This window comes from Halostella salina, from assembly GCF_003675855.1.
Classification (GTDB): Archaea; Halobacteriota; Halobacteria; order Halobacteriales; family Natronoarchaeaceae; genus Halostella; species Halostella salina.
This window is the reverse complement of the sequence record NZ_RCIH01000002.1, coordinates 13644-28555: the sequence shown is the minus strand read 5'-3', so window position 1 is coordinate 28555 and position 14912 is coordinate 13644. Positions and strand designations below refer to the sequence as shown.

The following is a 14912-nucleotide window of genomic DNA, read 5'->3' as shown; positions in this document are numbered from 1 at the left end:
TGCTGTGTGACAGAAAATATATGGATATGTCAAGAGGGGCGTTTTATATCGCATCTGGCGATGCCTTCATTCGCCACGCACGTGTTTCTGCTAAAAGTCTAAAGAAATACAATCCTAATGTCTCAATAACAATCTATACGGACGAAGATATTGAAAAGGGTGTGTTTGATAACGTAATAAATATAGATAGCGAAGTCTCTGTTGCTGGTGATAGTATTTTAACTGAAGATCATATAAAACACGATAAGAACCTATATTTGGACGCAGACACCTACATATGTGGCAATATATCTGAAATATTTGATCTACTTGATCGTGGAGATCTGGCGATGGCACATAATAATGCCCGCCACTGGTGGAATGAGGATGTTTATAAAGAACATGGGTTGAGTATTCCTGATTCATTCCCAGAGTATAATAGCGGTGTAATCGCATTTAATGATTCACCGTCAGTCAGAGGACTTTTCAAACATTGGCAGGAAACATACGAGTCACTCAATTACAAATATAACCAACCAGCCTTACGATCGGCATTATACAACTCAGAAATTGAAATTCTAACTCTAACTCCGGAATACAATTTCATGAATAAGAATGTATCCTATGCATCTGGGAAGGTAAAAATCATCCATCATCAAGGGTATTCGAAAAAGGAACTCGACGACTTCAGTCGGAGACTTAATCGAAACACCGGGCGACGTGTGATTACATTTGACAGATACCCGTTTCGAGTTGTAACGAATAAAAAATCGATGTGGTACAAGATACGTGATACTGGTGTATCTGGAACAATAGATCTATTAAAACGAGCCAATGAAAAACGAAAAGAAGAGGGGGTCGGTCAAATGATAATAGCTGGTAAGCGGATGTTAGAGTAAGAGAAGAATTAAAAACATAAAGATTGAGTGGGATTAGCTGTTCAACCCAGAGTTCTGTTTTAGTTCCACTATTTTATTAATAAGACTTTCTGCAGATGTTGAAGTCCAAACATCTGACTCCCTTTGTATATGATAACAAGGAGACATACCACTACCAACATCAGTGATCTCATCTACCCGGACAACCTGAGATGGGAGGTAATCAAGATATAATTCGGAACTGACCATAGAGCCACCTTCTATCATAACGATAATACTTTTCTTCACATTATGGATTCAGGGATATGAATATCTTCGACCGGTCTATAGCGAGTCCCAATTCTACATAATCTAAATATGGTTATCTAAACAAAGTACTGAATCAATTTGTACGCCGATCAAGCGTCTCGGCTAATTTGTTTGGTTCAATATGTACATCTCTTTCTCGCTCACTGTGTGCATCTCCGACAGGATCCGCTGAAAGTGCCGTATAGTCGTGTCCGAGGACGTGTGCCAATACGTAATATGGACCCTTCACAACGTTGTTGAACACCTCGACAACGCGGATATCCGACCCCCAAATCATCCCAGTCAATCCTGCCCCATGTGGGCCGATGATTCCGTCTACACCACTGAACAACCGAATCTGCTTCTCCAACGAGAGCGTCTCACATTCTACTGGCTGCACACCGTACTGCTCCAGCACCGGCAGTACCTCCTCATAGTTGACCACGCGCCTCTTACTTGCGTTCTGTCTGGAGACGTACACCCAGTCAGGACTGGTCTCGTCCGATAGATCAATTCCGCTGGTGATCTCGTTCCGTAGCCACTCGATCGCGCGTGGCGTGGGATCCGGGAACGACGGCACGACCAGTTGCTTGACGCCTAACGGCTCTCCGTCCCACTCGATGTAGTCGTCTTCGTCGTAGCCGAGCAACCTGAGCGATTCAGTGATGTACGGTTTCGGGTCCGACGGAATAATAATCGGGACCTCGCGGCCCGTTGTCTGTTCGTACTGCTGGACACCCCGGAGCTTGAGCAATTCTTCGAGCGTCCAGTGATAGAAGTTGCCCCAATAGTCGTGGACGAGCGCCGCGATAGGGACCGTCCGTGTCGGTTCCGGGGCATGCCCACGAAGCAATGCGGTTCCGACGGTAAGTGGTACGTCCGAGATGGCCGTCTTGATCGCACCACCCGTGCGCCAGCCAGCCCCCGGCGTGAACGAATTGTGCGGGTCGAGGAGGACCTTCCCGTCATCCGTGAATGCGCTCGCGTAGGGACCGGCGACGGAGATGTTCGGCACCTCAGCAACGAACGGCTGTTTGAACGCAAATCGCGGATAGTAGTTATAGGAGAGTAAGGGATCGTCTTGGAGTGGTGCGATCTTCTCGTTGAGGCCGTAGTGGAGTCCATCAAGATCGTCCTCTAACTCCCAATATTGGGAGCAGTACTCCGATTTGAGCTCCTCCGAGGGGACAATGAATCTCGGATACACTGCGTCGATAGCCCTCCCCACGACGGGCCAACCCGCAAACCCGAGATAATTGAACGTCGACTGGGCGAGCGTGAAAGCACCGTTTTCTCGATAGTATCGCAGAGCTTTCCGGAGAGGAGACTGGACTGTCATCACCTTCTATATTCTTGATGTGTGTCAACATACAAAGGTTCTGAAGTATCATACGTATCGTCGTAAAAATGTGAGCGTGTCATCGGTAACCGAGTGCCTTTAGCCGCTCCTGAAGTTCATCTTCCGAAACTCGCTCATCAGAACGTTCATACTCTGGTTCGTACGACCCGGTGTCGGACGCCGTCGTTTCTACCCACGGGACTTTTCGCAGATTCGGATGCGGAACTCCAACCATATGCGAATACAATCCCCACTCTCCGAATAGTTCTCCGTGATCAGCTGTGATCACGACGCTCTCTGCGTCAAAGTTTTCCAACAGGAGTTCGACATGATCTAGTACAAGCCGAAGGTTGTCAATGTAAGCATCCCTCACTGCCTCATAATCGCCACCGTTTTTCAGATACCTAAACGGCTCTTTATTCCATGGCTTGTCCCCCGCATCTCCGTAAAATGGGTGGTGCGGTTGCATATAATGAATTATATATCGTTCATAATCCGTCTTTCGAGCGGTGGTTATTGCACAATCAGTTACCGGACTGGGGTGGGTCTGAGGGTCGTCTTCTCCCGTAGCCAGGTCCCACAGTTCGATTATATCACCAAAATCTTCTGCCGAGACGACATCGTCCCGAATAAGTCCTGAGGTCAGTCGATTATTACAGATTGCCGAATCTCGACCCGGTGGATATCCCGATGGATCAGGTGGGGAACCATCTAATTCGTTCACAAATGGGTTTGCGGTTATATACGCCGTTGAATCGATCCTGTTCAGATATTCGGCAGTAAACGTATTTTCTAACCATTCCTTTGAGTTACTCCCTCTCGACCACTGTGATTCGATACCTGTCAGAAATTCATATTCGTCCTGTACCTCGCGTAATGCATCAACACGGCAAGCATCAAGAACGATGAGTCCGTCCCAATCGTCTTCATAGATGTTTGTCCCCAACCGGAAATACGACTGAACAATAGAGACGGTTGATATATATGCTCCGACTAATTCTGTAGCGATTCGACCCATACAGTTGAACTTTTCCAGTAAATTATTAACGTTTCTATAGGGCGCTAGTCACTTTCCAGACCACGATGTTAGAACCTATGGTGGGACAATGACCAAACCGATGAATGAGCGGTTGGATTTCAAGGACTACAATCGGATCCACTACCTGAAAACATGGGTATTTCTCATCCGAGTGGATAGACCTCCAGTTTAGCGTGGAGACTTTATAGATTTCTTCGTCGATTCTGTGTCGGTGGACCTACCTCCATAGTCAAGAATGTGAACCTAAGACCCCAGCAAGATTGAAAATCGGTTTATCGGTAACCGAGTGCTTCTAACCGCTCCTGAAGTTCGTCCTCTGCGGCACGTTCCTCAGTCCGTTCATACTCTGGTTCGTACGACCCGGTGTCGGACGCCGTCGTTTCTACCCACGGGACTTTTCGCAGGTTCGGATGCGGAATCCCAACGCCGTGACCGGTCTGTCCTAGTTCCCCGAACAACTCACCGTGGTCTGCTGTGATGACTGTCTTTTCAGCATCGAGATTCTCTAATAGGAGTTCGACAGCATCTAAGGCGAGCCTGAGATTGCCGAGATATCCCTCCCACACCTCCTCAAAATGGCCACCGTCGTTCAGGTATGCGAACGGCTCTCGATGAGATCTCGGCGGATCATCGCGTTGAATGAATGGATGGTGTGGCTGCATATAATGGATGATGAGCCGATCCCAGTCACTCTCCCGGCCGACGGTGATCGCACAATCGGTGACCATCTCAGGATGAAGTTGCTTCCCGTCTTCGTACACCGCCCTATCAAACAGGGAGATGAACTCCCCAAACTCAGACGCGTAGAGGACATCGTCTTGAAGCAACGTCTTGAACACCCGTTCCCCAACAGGTTCATCCTCCGCCATTGGATACCCGAGCCGGTTCATATTCTCCTCCCTCAGCTCAGTAGAATAATAATTAGAAGTAATATACGTGGTTGATTCGATCTCATCCCTATAGGGCTCGATAAACGTGTTTTCCAGCCACTCTTTTGACGTACTCCCCCGTGACCACCGTGTTTCTATGTCTGTCAAAAAATCATATTCGTGCTGGACTTCCCGTAACGCGTCAACACGACAAGCATCAAGAATAATGAGGGCGTCCCAATCTTCTGAGTAAATATTGTGGCCAAAACGAATCCTGGACTGTAGTACCGCTGCTATGGCGGGATATAGGGTCCGGATAGGGATCCCTGGAAGTGACATTACACCAAATAGAACTAAACCAGAGTATAAATTAGTTGCCAGTCGGATCCCCCAACTGAATTTGGAAGAACGCGACTGGATCTGCTACCTGTTCGACTGCGGCGACAAGCGGCGCTTCTTCAGGATCCACGTGGAGATCAAGGAGGACGAACCCAGCGACATGGAACCAAAGTCGTAACAAAAAGAGGCGATCCCGTTGAACAGCACCTTCCACTAGTTGAAGGACGTAGTGACTCCGTGTACGAAGGCTTCAGGGCCGGATTTGGTTCGGATCGCAGCGGATGCTGTCAGTGGCAATCAGCTCGTCCTTCGTCATTTTCAGCCCACCCGGGTCAGCTAACCGGTAAACCACCTTGCAGACCTTGCTGTATGGAGACAACGATCTAATCGGCGAGATCGTCTTTTCATTTCGTCACTCTGCCGAATATATGATGGCGGATTTGTTATCCCTGTGCTTGTGTCGCGTACAGCTCCGCGTACTTCCCTTGTTGAGCGAGCAGTTCGTTGTGTTGACCGCACTCCGATATCCGCCCGTCTTCGACCGTATAAATCCGTTCTGCGTTCTTCACTGTCGAGAGCCGGTGTGCGATCGTGATGATGATGTACTCGCGACCCATCCCCTCGATCGCCTGTTGTACCTCTTCTTCCAGGTTCGTGTCGAGGTCGCTCGTCGCCTCGTCCAGAATCAACACGTCGGCATCGGCCAACAGGGCCCGGGCGAGCGCGACCCGCTGTTTCTGCCCTCCGGAGAGCCGGACGCCGTCATCCCCCAATAGCGTATCGTAACCGTTCGGGAGGTCGTCGAAGAACTCGTCGACTTTCGCGATCTCGCACACTCGCTCGATTTCGGCCCGTGACGCGTCACGGTTGGCGAGCGTCAGATTGTATCGCAACGTGTCGTCGAAGATGTATGGGTTCTGTCGGACGACGGCGAGATGGTCCCGCCACTCGTCGATGTCCATCTCGGCGACCGGCTCTCCGTTCGCCCGTATCTCGCCGTCGTCCGGTTCGTACATCCGCGCGAGTAACGCGGCGATCGTCGACTTGCCGGCCCCGGACTGTCCGACGAACGCGATGAACTCGCCCTGGTGTGCCTCGAAGGTGATTCCCTGAAGGACGTCCTCCTCCTGGTCGTACGAGAACCGGACGTCATCGAACTCGACGTCCGTGACTGAGTCTGGAACTGGACGGGTAGCGTCGTCCGGTTCCTCGTAGCGAGCGAGTTTGTCGACGAACTCCTGTGTCCGAACGAGATGCGGGAGGTCGTTCGTGACCTTGTAGAACATCTGGTTCATGCTGCTTGCCTGTGGGCCGAGCCTGAACATCGCGAACAGAAACACGCCCAGTGCCCCCAGTGAGAGATCCGCGAACCGCAACGCGAGGAAGATGAGGATGAACACGGAAACGGCGACGATCAGATTGTAGAAGTTCCGAACCGCGGCCTCGTTCCGGCGGAGCGTGATCTGTGAATCGGTGTACCGGTCCACCGCTTCGGAGAACTTCTCTCGGAGCTCGTCGGCGATGCCGAAGATCCGGATATCGCGAACGCCTTGAGTGCCTGCCTGTGCGGCTGCCTGTCGTTTCTCGTTTGCCTCCGCGACTTCGTCTCCGAGCTCGTATCCGGATTCAACGACGTTCTGCACGGCGTACGTGAGCCCACCGAGGAAGACGACGGCGAAGATCGTGAGTTCGGGTGAGATGACGAAGGCCACCAGCAGATACACGAGTGAGAGCAACGCGACCTGAAGAAACCGAACGGCGTTCCTGATCACTCGCCCCGCGAAGTTCGTCTGCGTGATGATCGCGTTCAGGATGTCGTCGGACCCCTCCTGATCGAAGTACGAAATGCGTGCATCGAGTGCATGGTCGAACGCCTCCGTCTGGAGATGACGAACGTAGTACGTCTGAATGGCGGCTCTGAACCACGCACCCATGAAACTCGACGTGTACCGGACGAGCATCACCGCTGCGACTCCGACGACCACGGTTCCGAGCGTAAACGGGACGTTCAATAGTTGGTACGCCGCCACGAACAGTTCCATGACACCGTCTGCGTTGGCAGCTGGATCGCCGCTGGACTGTACGAGTTCGATGACTGGGAGGATGAACCCCAGGCCAACAGCCTCCAGGCTAGCCGCGGTCACACCGAACACGACGATGAGCGCCGTCAGTTTTGGATCGAACCGAGCGACTTTCCGGAGGGCAGCGATCTTCTCGCGCCGCGAAACAGACGCCGAATCTATCTCAGACATAGCGAGCGGTCAACACGATACCGGATGGTCTTGGCAGCCATATAAGTTCACCATTGTCGTCGGTTCCAGTGCGACGGGTCACACCTGTTCTTCGAAGTACTCGATCGATCTCTGTAGTCCTTCCCGTAAGGTGGTCCCGGGCTCCCATCCCAGTTCTGCCCGCGCCTTCTTTATATCGGGCCGGCGCACCTTCGGATCCTGTGGCGGTAATTCCTCATAGGTGATTCCGCTCTCGCTCCCGGTGACCTCTAACACGACCTCCGCCAGCTCGTTGATCGTTCGCTCGTCAGGGTTGCCAATATTCACGGGGTCCTGAACCTCGGATTCGAGCAGCGCTAGTAGTCCGTCAATCATGTCCGAAACGTAGCAGAAGCTCCGCGTCTGCTCGCCGTCCCCGTACACGGTCAGGTCCTCCCCAGTAAGGGCCTGACGCATGAAGTTCGGAATGACTCGTCCGTCGTCGATACGCATTCGCGGACCGTACGTGTTGAAGATTCGAGCGACCCGCACATCCAGGTCGTGCTGGTCGCGGTACGCCCGCACGAGTGACTCTCCGTAGCGCTTCGATTCGTCGTAACACGACCGCGGACCGTAGGGATCGACGTTCCCGCGGTAGTCCTCCGGCTGGGGGTTGACCTCGGGATCGCCGTACACCTCACTGGTCGACGTAAAGAGGTACGTGGCGTCTTTCTCCTTTGCAAGTCCAAGCGTCTTGTGGGTTCCGAGAGCACCGACCTTCAGCGTCTTTATCGGATGCTCGCGATAGAACACGGGAGACGCGAGACTCGCGAGATGGAGCACGGCGTCCAACTCGCCATTCACGTGGATGAACTCGGTCACGTCGTGCTCGTAGAACGTGAACCGATCGTGACCGAAGGCGTTATCGAGGTTCTCGGTTCGCCCGCTCACTCGGTTATCCATCCCGATTACTTCGTAGCCGTCCGAAAGCAGCGAATCACAGAGATAACTACCGAGGAAGCCTGCGGCACCGGTGACGAGAACCCGACTCATTGGGAATACTCCTCGATCAGTGCTTCCACGGCGGTATTCATTTCGCCTTCGTTGTGCTGGAGCGCCATCTCGATGTTGGCCTGCAACCAGCTGGGGATGTTCCCGATATCGTAGCGATCACCCGTGAGTTCGACCCCCCGAACGTGATCCAGCTTCTGGATAGCGTCCGTCAGCTGGAGTTCGCCACCGACACCGACTTCGGTTTGTTCGAGTCGATCGAAGATTTCCGAGGTAAATACATAACGCCCAGTGATCGCGAGATTTGACGGAGCTTCGTCCCGTGGGGGTTTCTCGATGAAATCCTCCACTGGGAAGCAGGCCTGCTCCTCCGACGCGTCGCCGAGGTCGGCGATCCCGTACTTCGGGACATCCGCCCACGGAACCCGTTCGAGGGATAACACAGAGGTTTCGTACTCTTCGGCGTACCTGATGAGGGACTCGGTACACGGGGTGGTACTCTCGATAACCGTGTCACCGAGCAGAAGCGCGAAGGGTTCGTCGCCGACGTGCTTCTGAGCGTATCGTACTGCGTCACCGAGCCCGTTACGTTCCTTCTGCCGAACGAAGTGGATATCTGCGAGGTCAGAGATCCGTTGCACGCGGTCGAGTCGGTCTGTCTTGCCAGCCGCCTCGAGTTCCTCTTCGAGTTCGTACGACTTGTCGAAATGACGTTCGATCGCCTGTTTCCCGCGGCCCGTTATGATGAGAATGTCTTCGATTCCCGCCTCGACCGCTTCCTCGACGACGTACTGGATCGTCGGTTTGTCGAGAACGGGCATCATCTCCTTCGGTTGGGCCTTCGTTACTGGGAGGAATCGCGTACCAAATCCCGCAGCAGGAATAACTGCTTTTGTAACCTCCATAACTCGTTAGTAGGATCTATATTCTAGATAAATACCTTTTGTTATTGAGTAGAACCCCGGCCGATTCTCCGCCGTTGGACATCAGGTGACGGCTCAACCCGTCCCTTCATGTAGATACCGTTCAGATATACCCGGTATGCATCTCTCCGTCATCGGAAGCGGCTACGTTGGAACCACGATCGCAGCCTGTTTCGCGGATCTCGGCCACCATGTCGTCAACGTCGACATCGACCAGGATATCGTCGGCTCGATCAACGACGGTACCGCCCCCATCCACGAGGACGGTCTCCAGAATCTGATCGAAAAGCACGCGGGCGAGACTGGTACTGGTCGACTCCGCGCGACGACGAACTACGACGCTATCCTCGATACCGAGGTGACCTTCCTCTGTCTCCCGACGCCACAGAACGACGACGGAAGCATCGACCTCTCCATCATGGAAGCCGGTGCGTCGCAACTCGGCGCAACCCTTGCGGGAAAAGACGACTGGCATACGGTCGTCGTGAAAAGCACCGTCATTCCGGGGTCGACGGAAGACGCTATCACGCCGATCCTCGAAGCGGAAAGCGGCAAGAGCGCTGGCGAGGCGTTCGGCGTCGGCATGAACCCGGAGTTCCTCCGGGAAGGGAGCGCCGTCCAGGACTTCCGCAACCCGGACAAAGTCGTCCTTGGCGCGGACGACGACCGCGCGCTTGCCGACATGGCCGATGTCTTCAACCCACTCGTTGCGAACGCCGACGCTCCGGTCATCGAGACGAACACCCGAACCGCGGAGATGATCAAGTACGCCAACAACGGCTTCCTCGCCGCGAAAGTCAGTCTCATCAACGACATCGGGAACATCTGCAAGGAGTTCGACATCGACGCCTACGAGGTCGCCGATGCTATCGGGCTGGACGACCGCATCAGCGAGCAGTTCCTCCGAAGCGGCATCGGCTGGGGCGGGAGTTGCTTCCCGAAGGATACCGCGGCGATCAGAGCGGCGGCACGACAGCAGGACTACGAGCCGCTCATGCTGGACGCCGCAACCGAGGTGAACGACCGCCAGCCCGATCGCCTGCTGTCGCTCATGGACGACCACGTCGACGTACACGATGAACGCGTCGCGGTGCTCGGCCTCGCGTTCAAACCCGGGACCGACGACATCAGGAACTCACGGGCGATTCCCGTCATCAAAGGGCTTCAGAAACGCGGCGCTGATATCGTCGCGTACGACCCTGTCGCGACCGAGAACATGCGTGAGCGGTTCCCCGACGTGAGCTACGCGTCGAGTCCCGCGACCGCTCTAGACGGATCAACCGCAGCACTCGTCGTCACTGACTGGCCGGAAATCACGGCTCTTGACGATGAATTTGATTCGATGGCGACACCTGTTGTCATAGACGGTCGCCGGGCGATCGACCGTCGAGATGGGATCGTCTACGAAGGACTGACGTGGTGAGACCCGCGATAGCCGAGTCCTATCTCTACGACTCTGTCTACTAATTTGCCCCCGACCGGTTCCTCTCCCACCGACGTAATTCGGAACAGAATCGACGACCCTTCCCACATCACTTACTCACCCATGATCTTCTCGTGGTCAACCCCCAGTCCCGCAAGTACCGCTTCGACATCCATCGTGGCCCCTTCCTCGTCGCTCGTATCGTCGACGGCAGCCATGATCCCCGACTCCAGTTCCTCTAGCGTTGCCTTCGCCGCCTCGATGTTCAGGATCCGCGGGGCGAGCGTGAGGAACGTCGTCCCGTCCTGCTCGTACACGTCGTCGGCAGTCATCTCGGGCAGAACGTCCTCCTCACCCTCGAAGTCGAGTTCGCCAAGCCCGGCCACCGCAACGGGCGTCTCAAGCGAGAGCGGGCCGTCGGCGACCGCCTGGGGTAACACGACTGTTGTCTCCGAGAGCGTCGTCTCGCCGTGCGAGCGGAACGTGTAGCAAAGCGTCTCCTCGGCGGTGAGCGATCGTTCGGCCGTCACGATGCCGAGGACGATGCAGTTCTCTAGGATAACTTCGGTGCCGACTACGTTCCCGCGGACCACGCAGTCCTGCAACCGAACCCGAGTGCCAGTCACGGTCCCCTCGGCGTGGGTATCTTTCGCGACCACTTTCCCGGGCGTCCCGAGTTCGCCCTGGACGTGGCCCCCCTCGAGTTCGACGCCGTCCTCGGCCATCACGGACCCCTCGACCGACGCGTCGGGCCCCAGTTCGACGGTGCCGCCGTACACGCTGCCGAGGACGGTCGACCCTTCCCGCAGACGAACCTGCCGTCCCAGTTCCGCCTGCACGGTCGGGAAGATCCGCCCGTCGTACGTCTCGCCCGCTTCGACGACTGCCCGCGTGCGTTCGACGTGAGCCATCAGCGGTCCCCTCCCTCGACAGTGACCGACAGCTGCTCGTCGGGCAGCGCCGACTCGACGGCGTCACCGTAGGAGGAGCCGAGCGAACTCCCCTCGCCGTACGCCGAGAGATGGTCGGCGATCGCGGTGCTTGGCGTCGGGTCAGAATGACCGTCCCGCGGCGTCGGCACGTCGCCGAGCAGGTCCGTCGCGCCCGAGACCGGCGAGAGCGAGACGGTCGACCACTCCGATTCCGGCGCGGCATCGACGTGCGAGGGGACGACGAGCTGGCTATGCGCGACGCCGTCTTCCTCGTACTCGACGACGTAGTAGGGCACCTGGAACTGCCGGAACTGGCCGGGGCGTCCCGGGAGCCGCCCGTCGTCGAAGCGGTGGGCGTCGATGTCGTCGATGAGCTTGGACTGCCGGTCGATGAAGTCGTGGATCGTCTGGACGGCGTCGCCGACGCTGCCGCGGACGCGCTCGCCCCGGTCCTGCTTGACCTCGTCGTTGTGGGACTGCAGCGTTTCCCACGTCGTCGTCACCTGGTCGACAAACGGCCCCTCGATGCCCTCCTCAAACTGGTCTTCCTGCACGTCGAAGATGTGCGAGCCGACATCACGGACCCGTCTGTTTGCCTTCCGGTCGAGTTCCTCGTGTTTTCGTTCGTACCGCTCGTTGATGGTGGCGATCCGCTCGTCTAGTTCCTCGCGCTCCGTCTCTATCTGGTCGTGTTCGGCCTCGATCTGGGGCTTGACCGCTTTGGCCTCCATCACGTGCTCCATCAGCTTCAGCTCGGCCTGGGCCTGGATGCTCTCCTGAATAGCGTCACGGATGGTTTCGACGCCGTCGGTGATGGCCGTCCGGACCTTCTCCAGTTCGCCCTGCACGCGCTGGACTTCGGTTCGGACGTTCGCGAGGGTCTCGTTGATCCGCTTCAGGATGGGATGGAGGTCGTCGTTGCCGGCGGACATCAGGTCCCACCCCCGTTCTTCGAGGCGCCGAGGTTGTCGACTTTCCACTTCCGGGCGTTGTTAATGTGCTTCGAGGAGCTGAGGCTGCCGTGCGTATCGAGCAGGACGTCCTGCTTGTGCTGTTTGGCCGACTGGGAGAGTTTCGCCGCCGTCGTGGCGCGTTCGTTCTGCATGCTCGCTTTCGTGCGTTTGTTCTCCATCTGCTGGCGGGCCATGAACTTCGCGCGCTCGCGCTTTTGCTTCTCTTCGCGCATGAGCTCGGCTTTCTCCTGTGCCGCCTGCTCGGCGGCTTCGATGCGTTCCTGCTCCTCGTTTCGCGTCTCCGCCAGGATCTGCTCGGTTTTCGCGTCGATCTCGGCGAACGCCTCGCTGACCTCCGTCTGGAACTCCGCCTTGCGCTCCTGGTGGAGGTGTTCGTACTTGACCATCAGCTCGCCGATCTCGTCGACGGTCCCCTCGGCGGCTTTGGCCTGCGTTTCGAGGTCGCGCACCCGCGAGCGCAGGTCGCGGATCCGGTCGGTCGCAGACCGGATCTCCTCCTGGCGCTGTTCGAACTCGCGCTCGGTCAGATCCGCCTTCTGGTCCTCGATCTCCTCGTAGATCCGCCGGCGCTCGTCGTCCTTCTCGGTCCAGAGCTGGTCCCAGACGGGATTGACGATGTCGTCCTCGATCCGGTGGCGCGGGACGGTTTCGGCGGTCTCGTGGTGGTTCCGGCAGGTCTCACACACCCACGTCCCGTCGTCCGGGTCCACGAGTTCGAGGCGTGTCTCCACGTCGTCGGTCAGACAGTCCGGACAGTAGAAGTGGTAACTGACGATGCCGAACGCGTCGGCTGCAGTTTCGATGTGGTCGTTTAGCACGCCGATCGCCGTCTCCTGATGGCCAGACAGATCGGAGGCGATGGTGCGGCTGCTCTCGCTGACCGCTTCGAGTTCCGCGTCGCCGTCAGCGGTCGCCGCCATCGATTTGAGGTCGGCAAGCGCGCTAACGTCGTCCCGTGCCTGTCCCGGGTCGATCGCCGTCTCGGTGGGGATGGGGTCGGCGACTGCCCGGTCGGCCAGGAAGTCGACGGCGTCCGCGGCCGGTTCGGTCCGTCCGATAACCGGTGCGGAGACGGTCCGTTCCCTCGCCGAATCCAGTTCCTCGGAGACGGATTCGAGCGTCTCGGCGACGGTTTCCTCGACGTTTTCGTCCGCTGGCATGACGACGGGGAACTCCTCGACGTCCTGCAGCTGTTCCCTTGCCCGGGCGATCCGGTCGCGGTCGTCAAGCAGTTCGAGGTTGAAGGTCGTCCGCTGGCGCGAGTCGGTCGCGTCGTAGAGGACAGCACCGTCGCCCTCCGGGACGCAGTAGCTCGTCCAGTACCCCTTCCGGACCCCGGTGACGGTCACGTCGGGATCCTGCGAGCGGACGTAGTACAGCCCGCCACCGCCGATGACGGCGCCGACGACGATCAGCCCTGCTCCCAGCGTCCCCTGGCTCCCGCCGATCAGCAGTGCGCCACCGAGGACGATACCGATCGCCCCGACGGCTGCCGCCCGCTTGGCCTGGGCTTCCTGTGATTCGAGGAACTCGCTCAGCGGCCCTCGTAACACCTCGTTGACGGCGAAGGCACGGGCCCGCTCCTCTTCGACGCCCTCCCCCTGTTCGTAACAGACGTCGGTCACGCGCATGGCGTGGCCCCCGCGTGGTCGGTGGTTCGAGAACGGTTCGTCGTCGCTGGCTGCGTGTGTGCTAGCATGAGTTAGTCGAGGGTTCGATAGGCTTGCGTCGCTGCGCGGCTCACTTGCGAGTCCGGGTCGAGGCGGAGGTCTCTGAGCGCGTCTCGGGCCGCATCGGTTCCGATCGTTGCGAGCGCCTCGCAAACCGCCGCCCTGACGCCCGGATCGTCATCTCCGAGGGGCTCTTGAAGAAGGTCCATCGCCGCTGTCGGTGGGAGGTCACCCGATTCGACGGCCGCCGAAACCTGCCGAACGCCGTCCTCCCTCGTCGCCGGGTCCGATGCCGACAGGGCCGACGCGTACTCGGCCTTGCGCGCCTCGAGGTCGTCCTCGTCGGCCGCTTCGTCCTCCTCGTCGGCGGCTTCGTCTTCGGAGTCCTGACTGTCTCCCTCGTCTTGAGCGCCGGTCCCGTCCCGGCTGGCTTCATCCGACACGGCGGTCGTGGTCGCTGTCGCATCCGGTGCTGTCGAGTCCGCCGGTGCTTGTCCCGCGTCGTTGGCCGCCGCGTGTTCCCCTGTGCCTGCGGCCGCCTGTTCGGAAGCCCGCTGGGCCGGTTCCGCGCCGGTGCCGCCTCCGGTCCCTGCGGCCGGTTGTGCTGCCGGTGCTTGCGCCTGTGCCTGTGGCCCCGCCTGTTGGCCATACTGCTCAGGCGGCGCCGTCGATTGGGCCGGCTCGGCGTGCGGCTCGGAGCCTCGTGTCGGAGCGGCGTCCTCCCGATACGGCTCCTGTTGTTGCTTGTACTCCCCGCGACCACTGTCGACCGGCTGGCCCGACGGTCGGTGCTGCTCTGTCACCTGCCCGTTCGCTCCGGCCTCCGACGGCGGTTGCTCTTCGTACCCGTACGCTTCTTCGTACCCCGACTGATCGCTGCCCCCGATATTCGTGACGAGCCTCGGGAGTCGGAGGAGTAACCGAAACGGAAACAGGACGACCTTCAGAACGAGTCGGATGATTTTGATCGTGAAGTACACGGTTAGTTTGGTTTTGCCCGCTTCCGCGTCGGTTGCCACCCGATTCCCACTCGGTCCC

Annotated in this window: 12 protein-coding genes; 2 read left to right on the top strand and 10 right to left on the bottom strand. The window is 57.5% G+C overall.

Annotation, left to right across the window (positions count from 1 at the left end; all coding sequences use genetic code 11):
• Nucleotides 1-26: 26 nt before the first annotated feature.
• Nucleotides 27-878 carry a glycosyltransferase family protein gene (locus tag D8896_RS19135; protein WP_162991415.1) on the top strand — a complete coding sequence of 284 codons (852 nt, stop codon included), beginning with the start codon at nt 27-29 and terminating at the stop codon, nt 876-878.
• Nucleotides 879-1239: 361 nt separating this feature from the next.
• On the opposite strand, the gene D8896_RS03575 is transcribed toward D8896_RS19135, so the two are convergent.
• From D8896_RS03575 to galU, 6 genes are all read right to left on the bottom strand, one after another.
• Complete coding sequence (locus D8896_RS03575) at nt 1240-2484, bottom strand: glycosyltransferase family 61 protein (RefSeq protein WP_121820721.1); 1245 nt, start codon at nt 2482-2484, stop codon at nt 1240-1242.
• A gap of 79 nt (nt 2485-2563) precedes the next feature.
• Nucleotides 2564-3502, bottom strand: coding sequence for an alkaline phosphatase family protein (locus tag D8896_RS19130; protein WP_162991414.1), 939 nt, complete (start codon nt 3500-3502; stop codon nt 2564-2566).
• Between the two features lie 293 nt (nt 3503-3795).
• Nucleotides 3796-4731, bottom strand: a complete 936-nt coding sequence (locus tag D8896_RS03570; protein ID WP_162991413.1) for an alkaline phosphatase family protein — start codon at nt 4729-4731, stop codon at nt 3796-3798.
• A gap of 443 nt (nt 4732-5174) precedes the next feature.
• On the bottom strand, nt 5175-6983 hold the full coding sequence (locus D8896_RS03565) for an ABC transporter ATP-binding protein (protein ID WP_121820719.1): 1809 nt from the start codon (nt 6981-6983) through the stop codon (nt 5175-5177).
• A gap of 78 nt (nt 6984-7061) precedes the next feature.
• Nucleotides 7062-7994, bottom strand: coding sequence for a UDP-glucuronic acid decarboxylase family protein (locus tag D8896_RS03560; protein ID WP_121820718.1), 933 nt, complete (start codon nt 7992-7994; stop codon nt 7062-7064).
• Nucleotides 7991-8857, bottom strand: coding sequence for a UTP--glucose-1-phosphate uridylyltransferase GalU (galU, locus tag D8896_RS03555; protein WP_121820717.1), 867 nt, complete (start codon nt 8855-8857; stop codon nt 7991-7993). Before galU ends, D8896_RS03560 begins: the two co-directional genes overlap by 4 nt.
• A 136-nt stretch (nt 8858-8993) precedes the next feature.
• Here galU and aglM point away from each other — a divergent pair, with 136 nt between their 5' ends.
• Nucleotides 8994-10298, top strand: coding sequence for a UDP-glucose 6-dehydrogenase AglM (gene aglM, locus D8896_RS03550; protein ID WP_121820716.1), 1305 nt, complete (start codon nt 8994-8996; stop codon nt 10296-10298).
• Between the two features lie 113 nt (nt 10299-10411).
• On the opposite strand, the gene D8896_RS03545 is transcribed toward aglM, so the two are convergent.
• The 4 genes from D8896_RS03545 to D8896_RS03530 form a co-directional block, all read right to left on the bottom strand.
• On the bottom strand, nt 10412-11209 hold the full coding sequence (locus D8896_RS03545) for a hypothetical protein (protein ID WP_121820715.1): 798 nt from the start codon (nt 11207-11209) through the stop codon (nt 10412-10414).
• Nucleotides 11209-12162 (bottom strand): hypothetical protein, encoded by a 954-nt coding sequence (locus D8896_RS03540; RefSeq protein WP_121820714.1) that lies wholly within the window; start codon nt 12160-12162, stop codon nt 11209-11211. The genes D8896_RS03545 and D8896_RS03540 overlap by 1 nt, the downstream gene beginning before the upstream one ends.
• Nucleotides 12162-13835, bottom strand: a complete 1674-nt coding sequence (locus D8896_RS03535) for a coiled-coil domain-containing protein (protein ID WP_121820713.1) — start codon at nt 13833-13835, stop codon at nt 12162-12164. The genes D8896_RS03540 and D8896_RS03535 overlap by 1 nt, the downstream gene beginning before the upstream one ends.
• Nucleotides 13836-13906: 71 nt before the next feature.
• Nucleotides 13907-14893 carry a HEAT repeat domain-containing protein gene (locus tag D8896_RS03530; protein ID WP_121820712.1) on the bottom strand — a complete coding sequence of 329 codons (987 nt, stop codon included), beginning with the start codon at nt 14891-14893 and terminating at the stop codon, nt 13907-13909.
• Between the last annotated feature and the right edge of the window lie 19 nt (nt 14894-14912).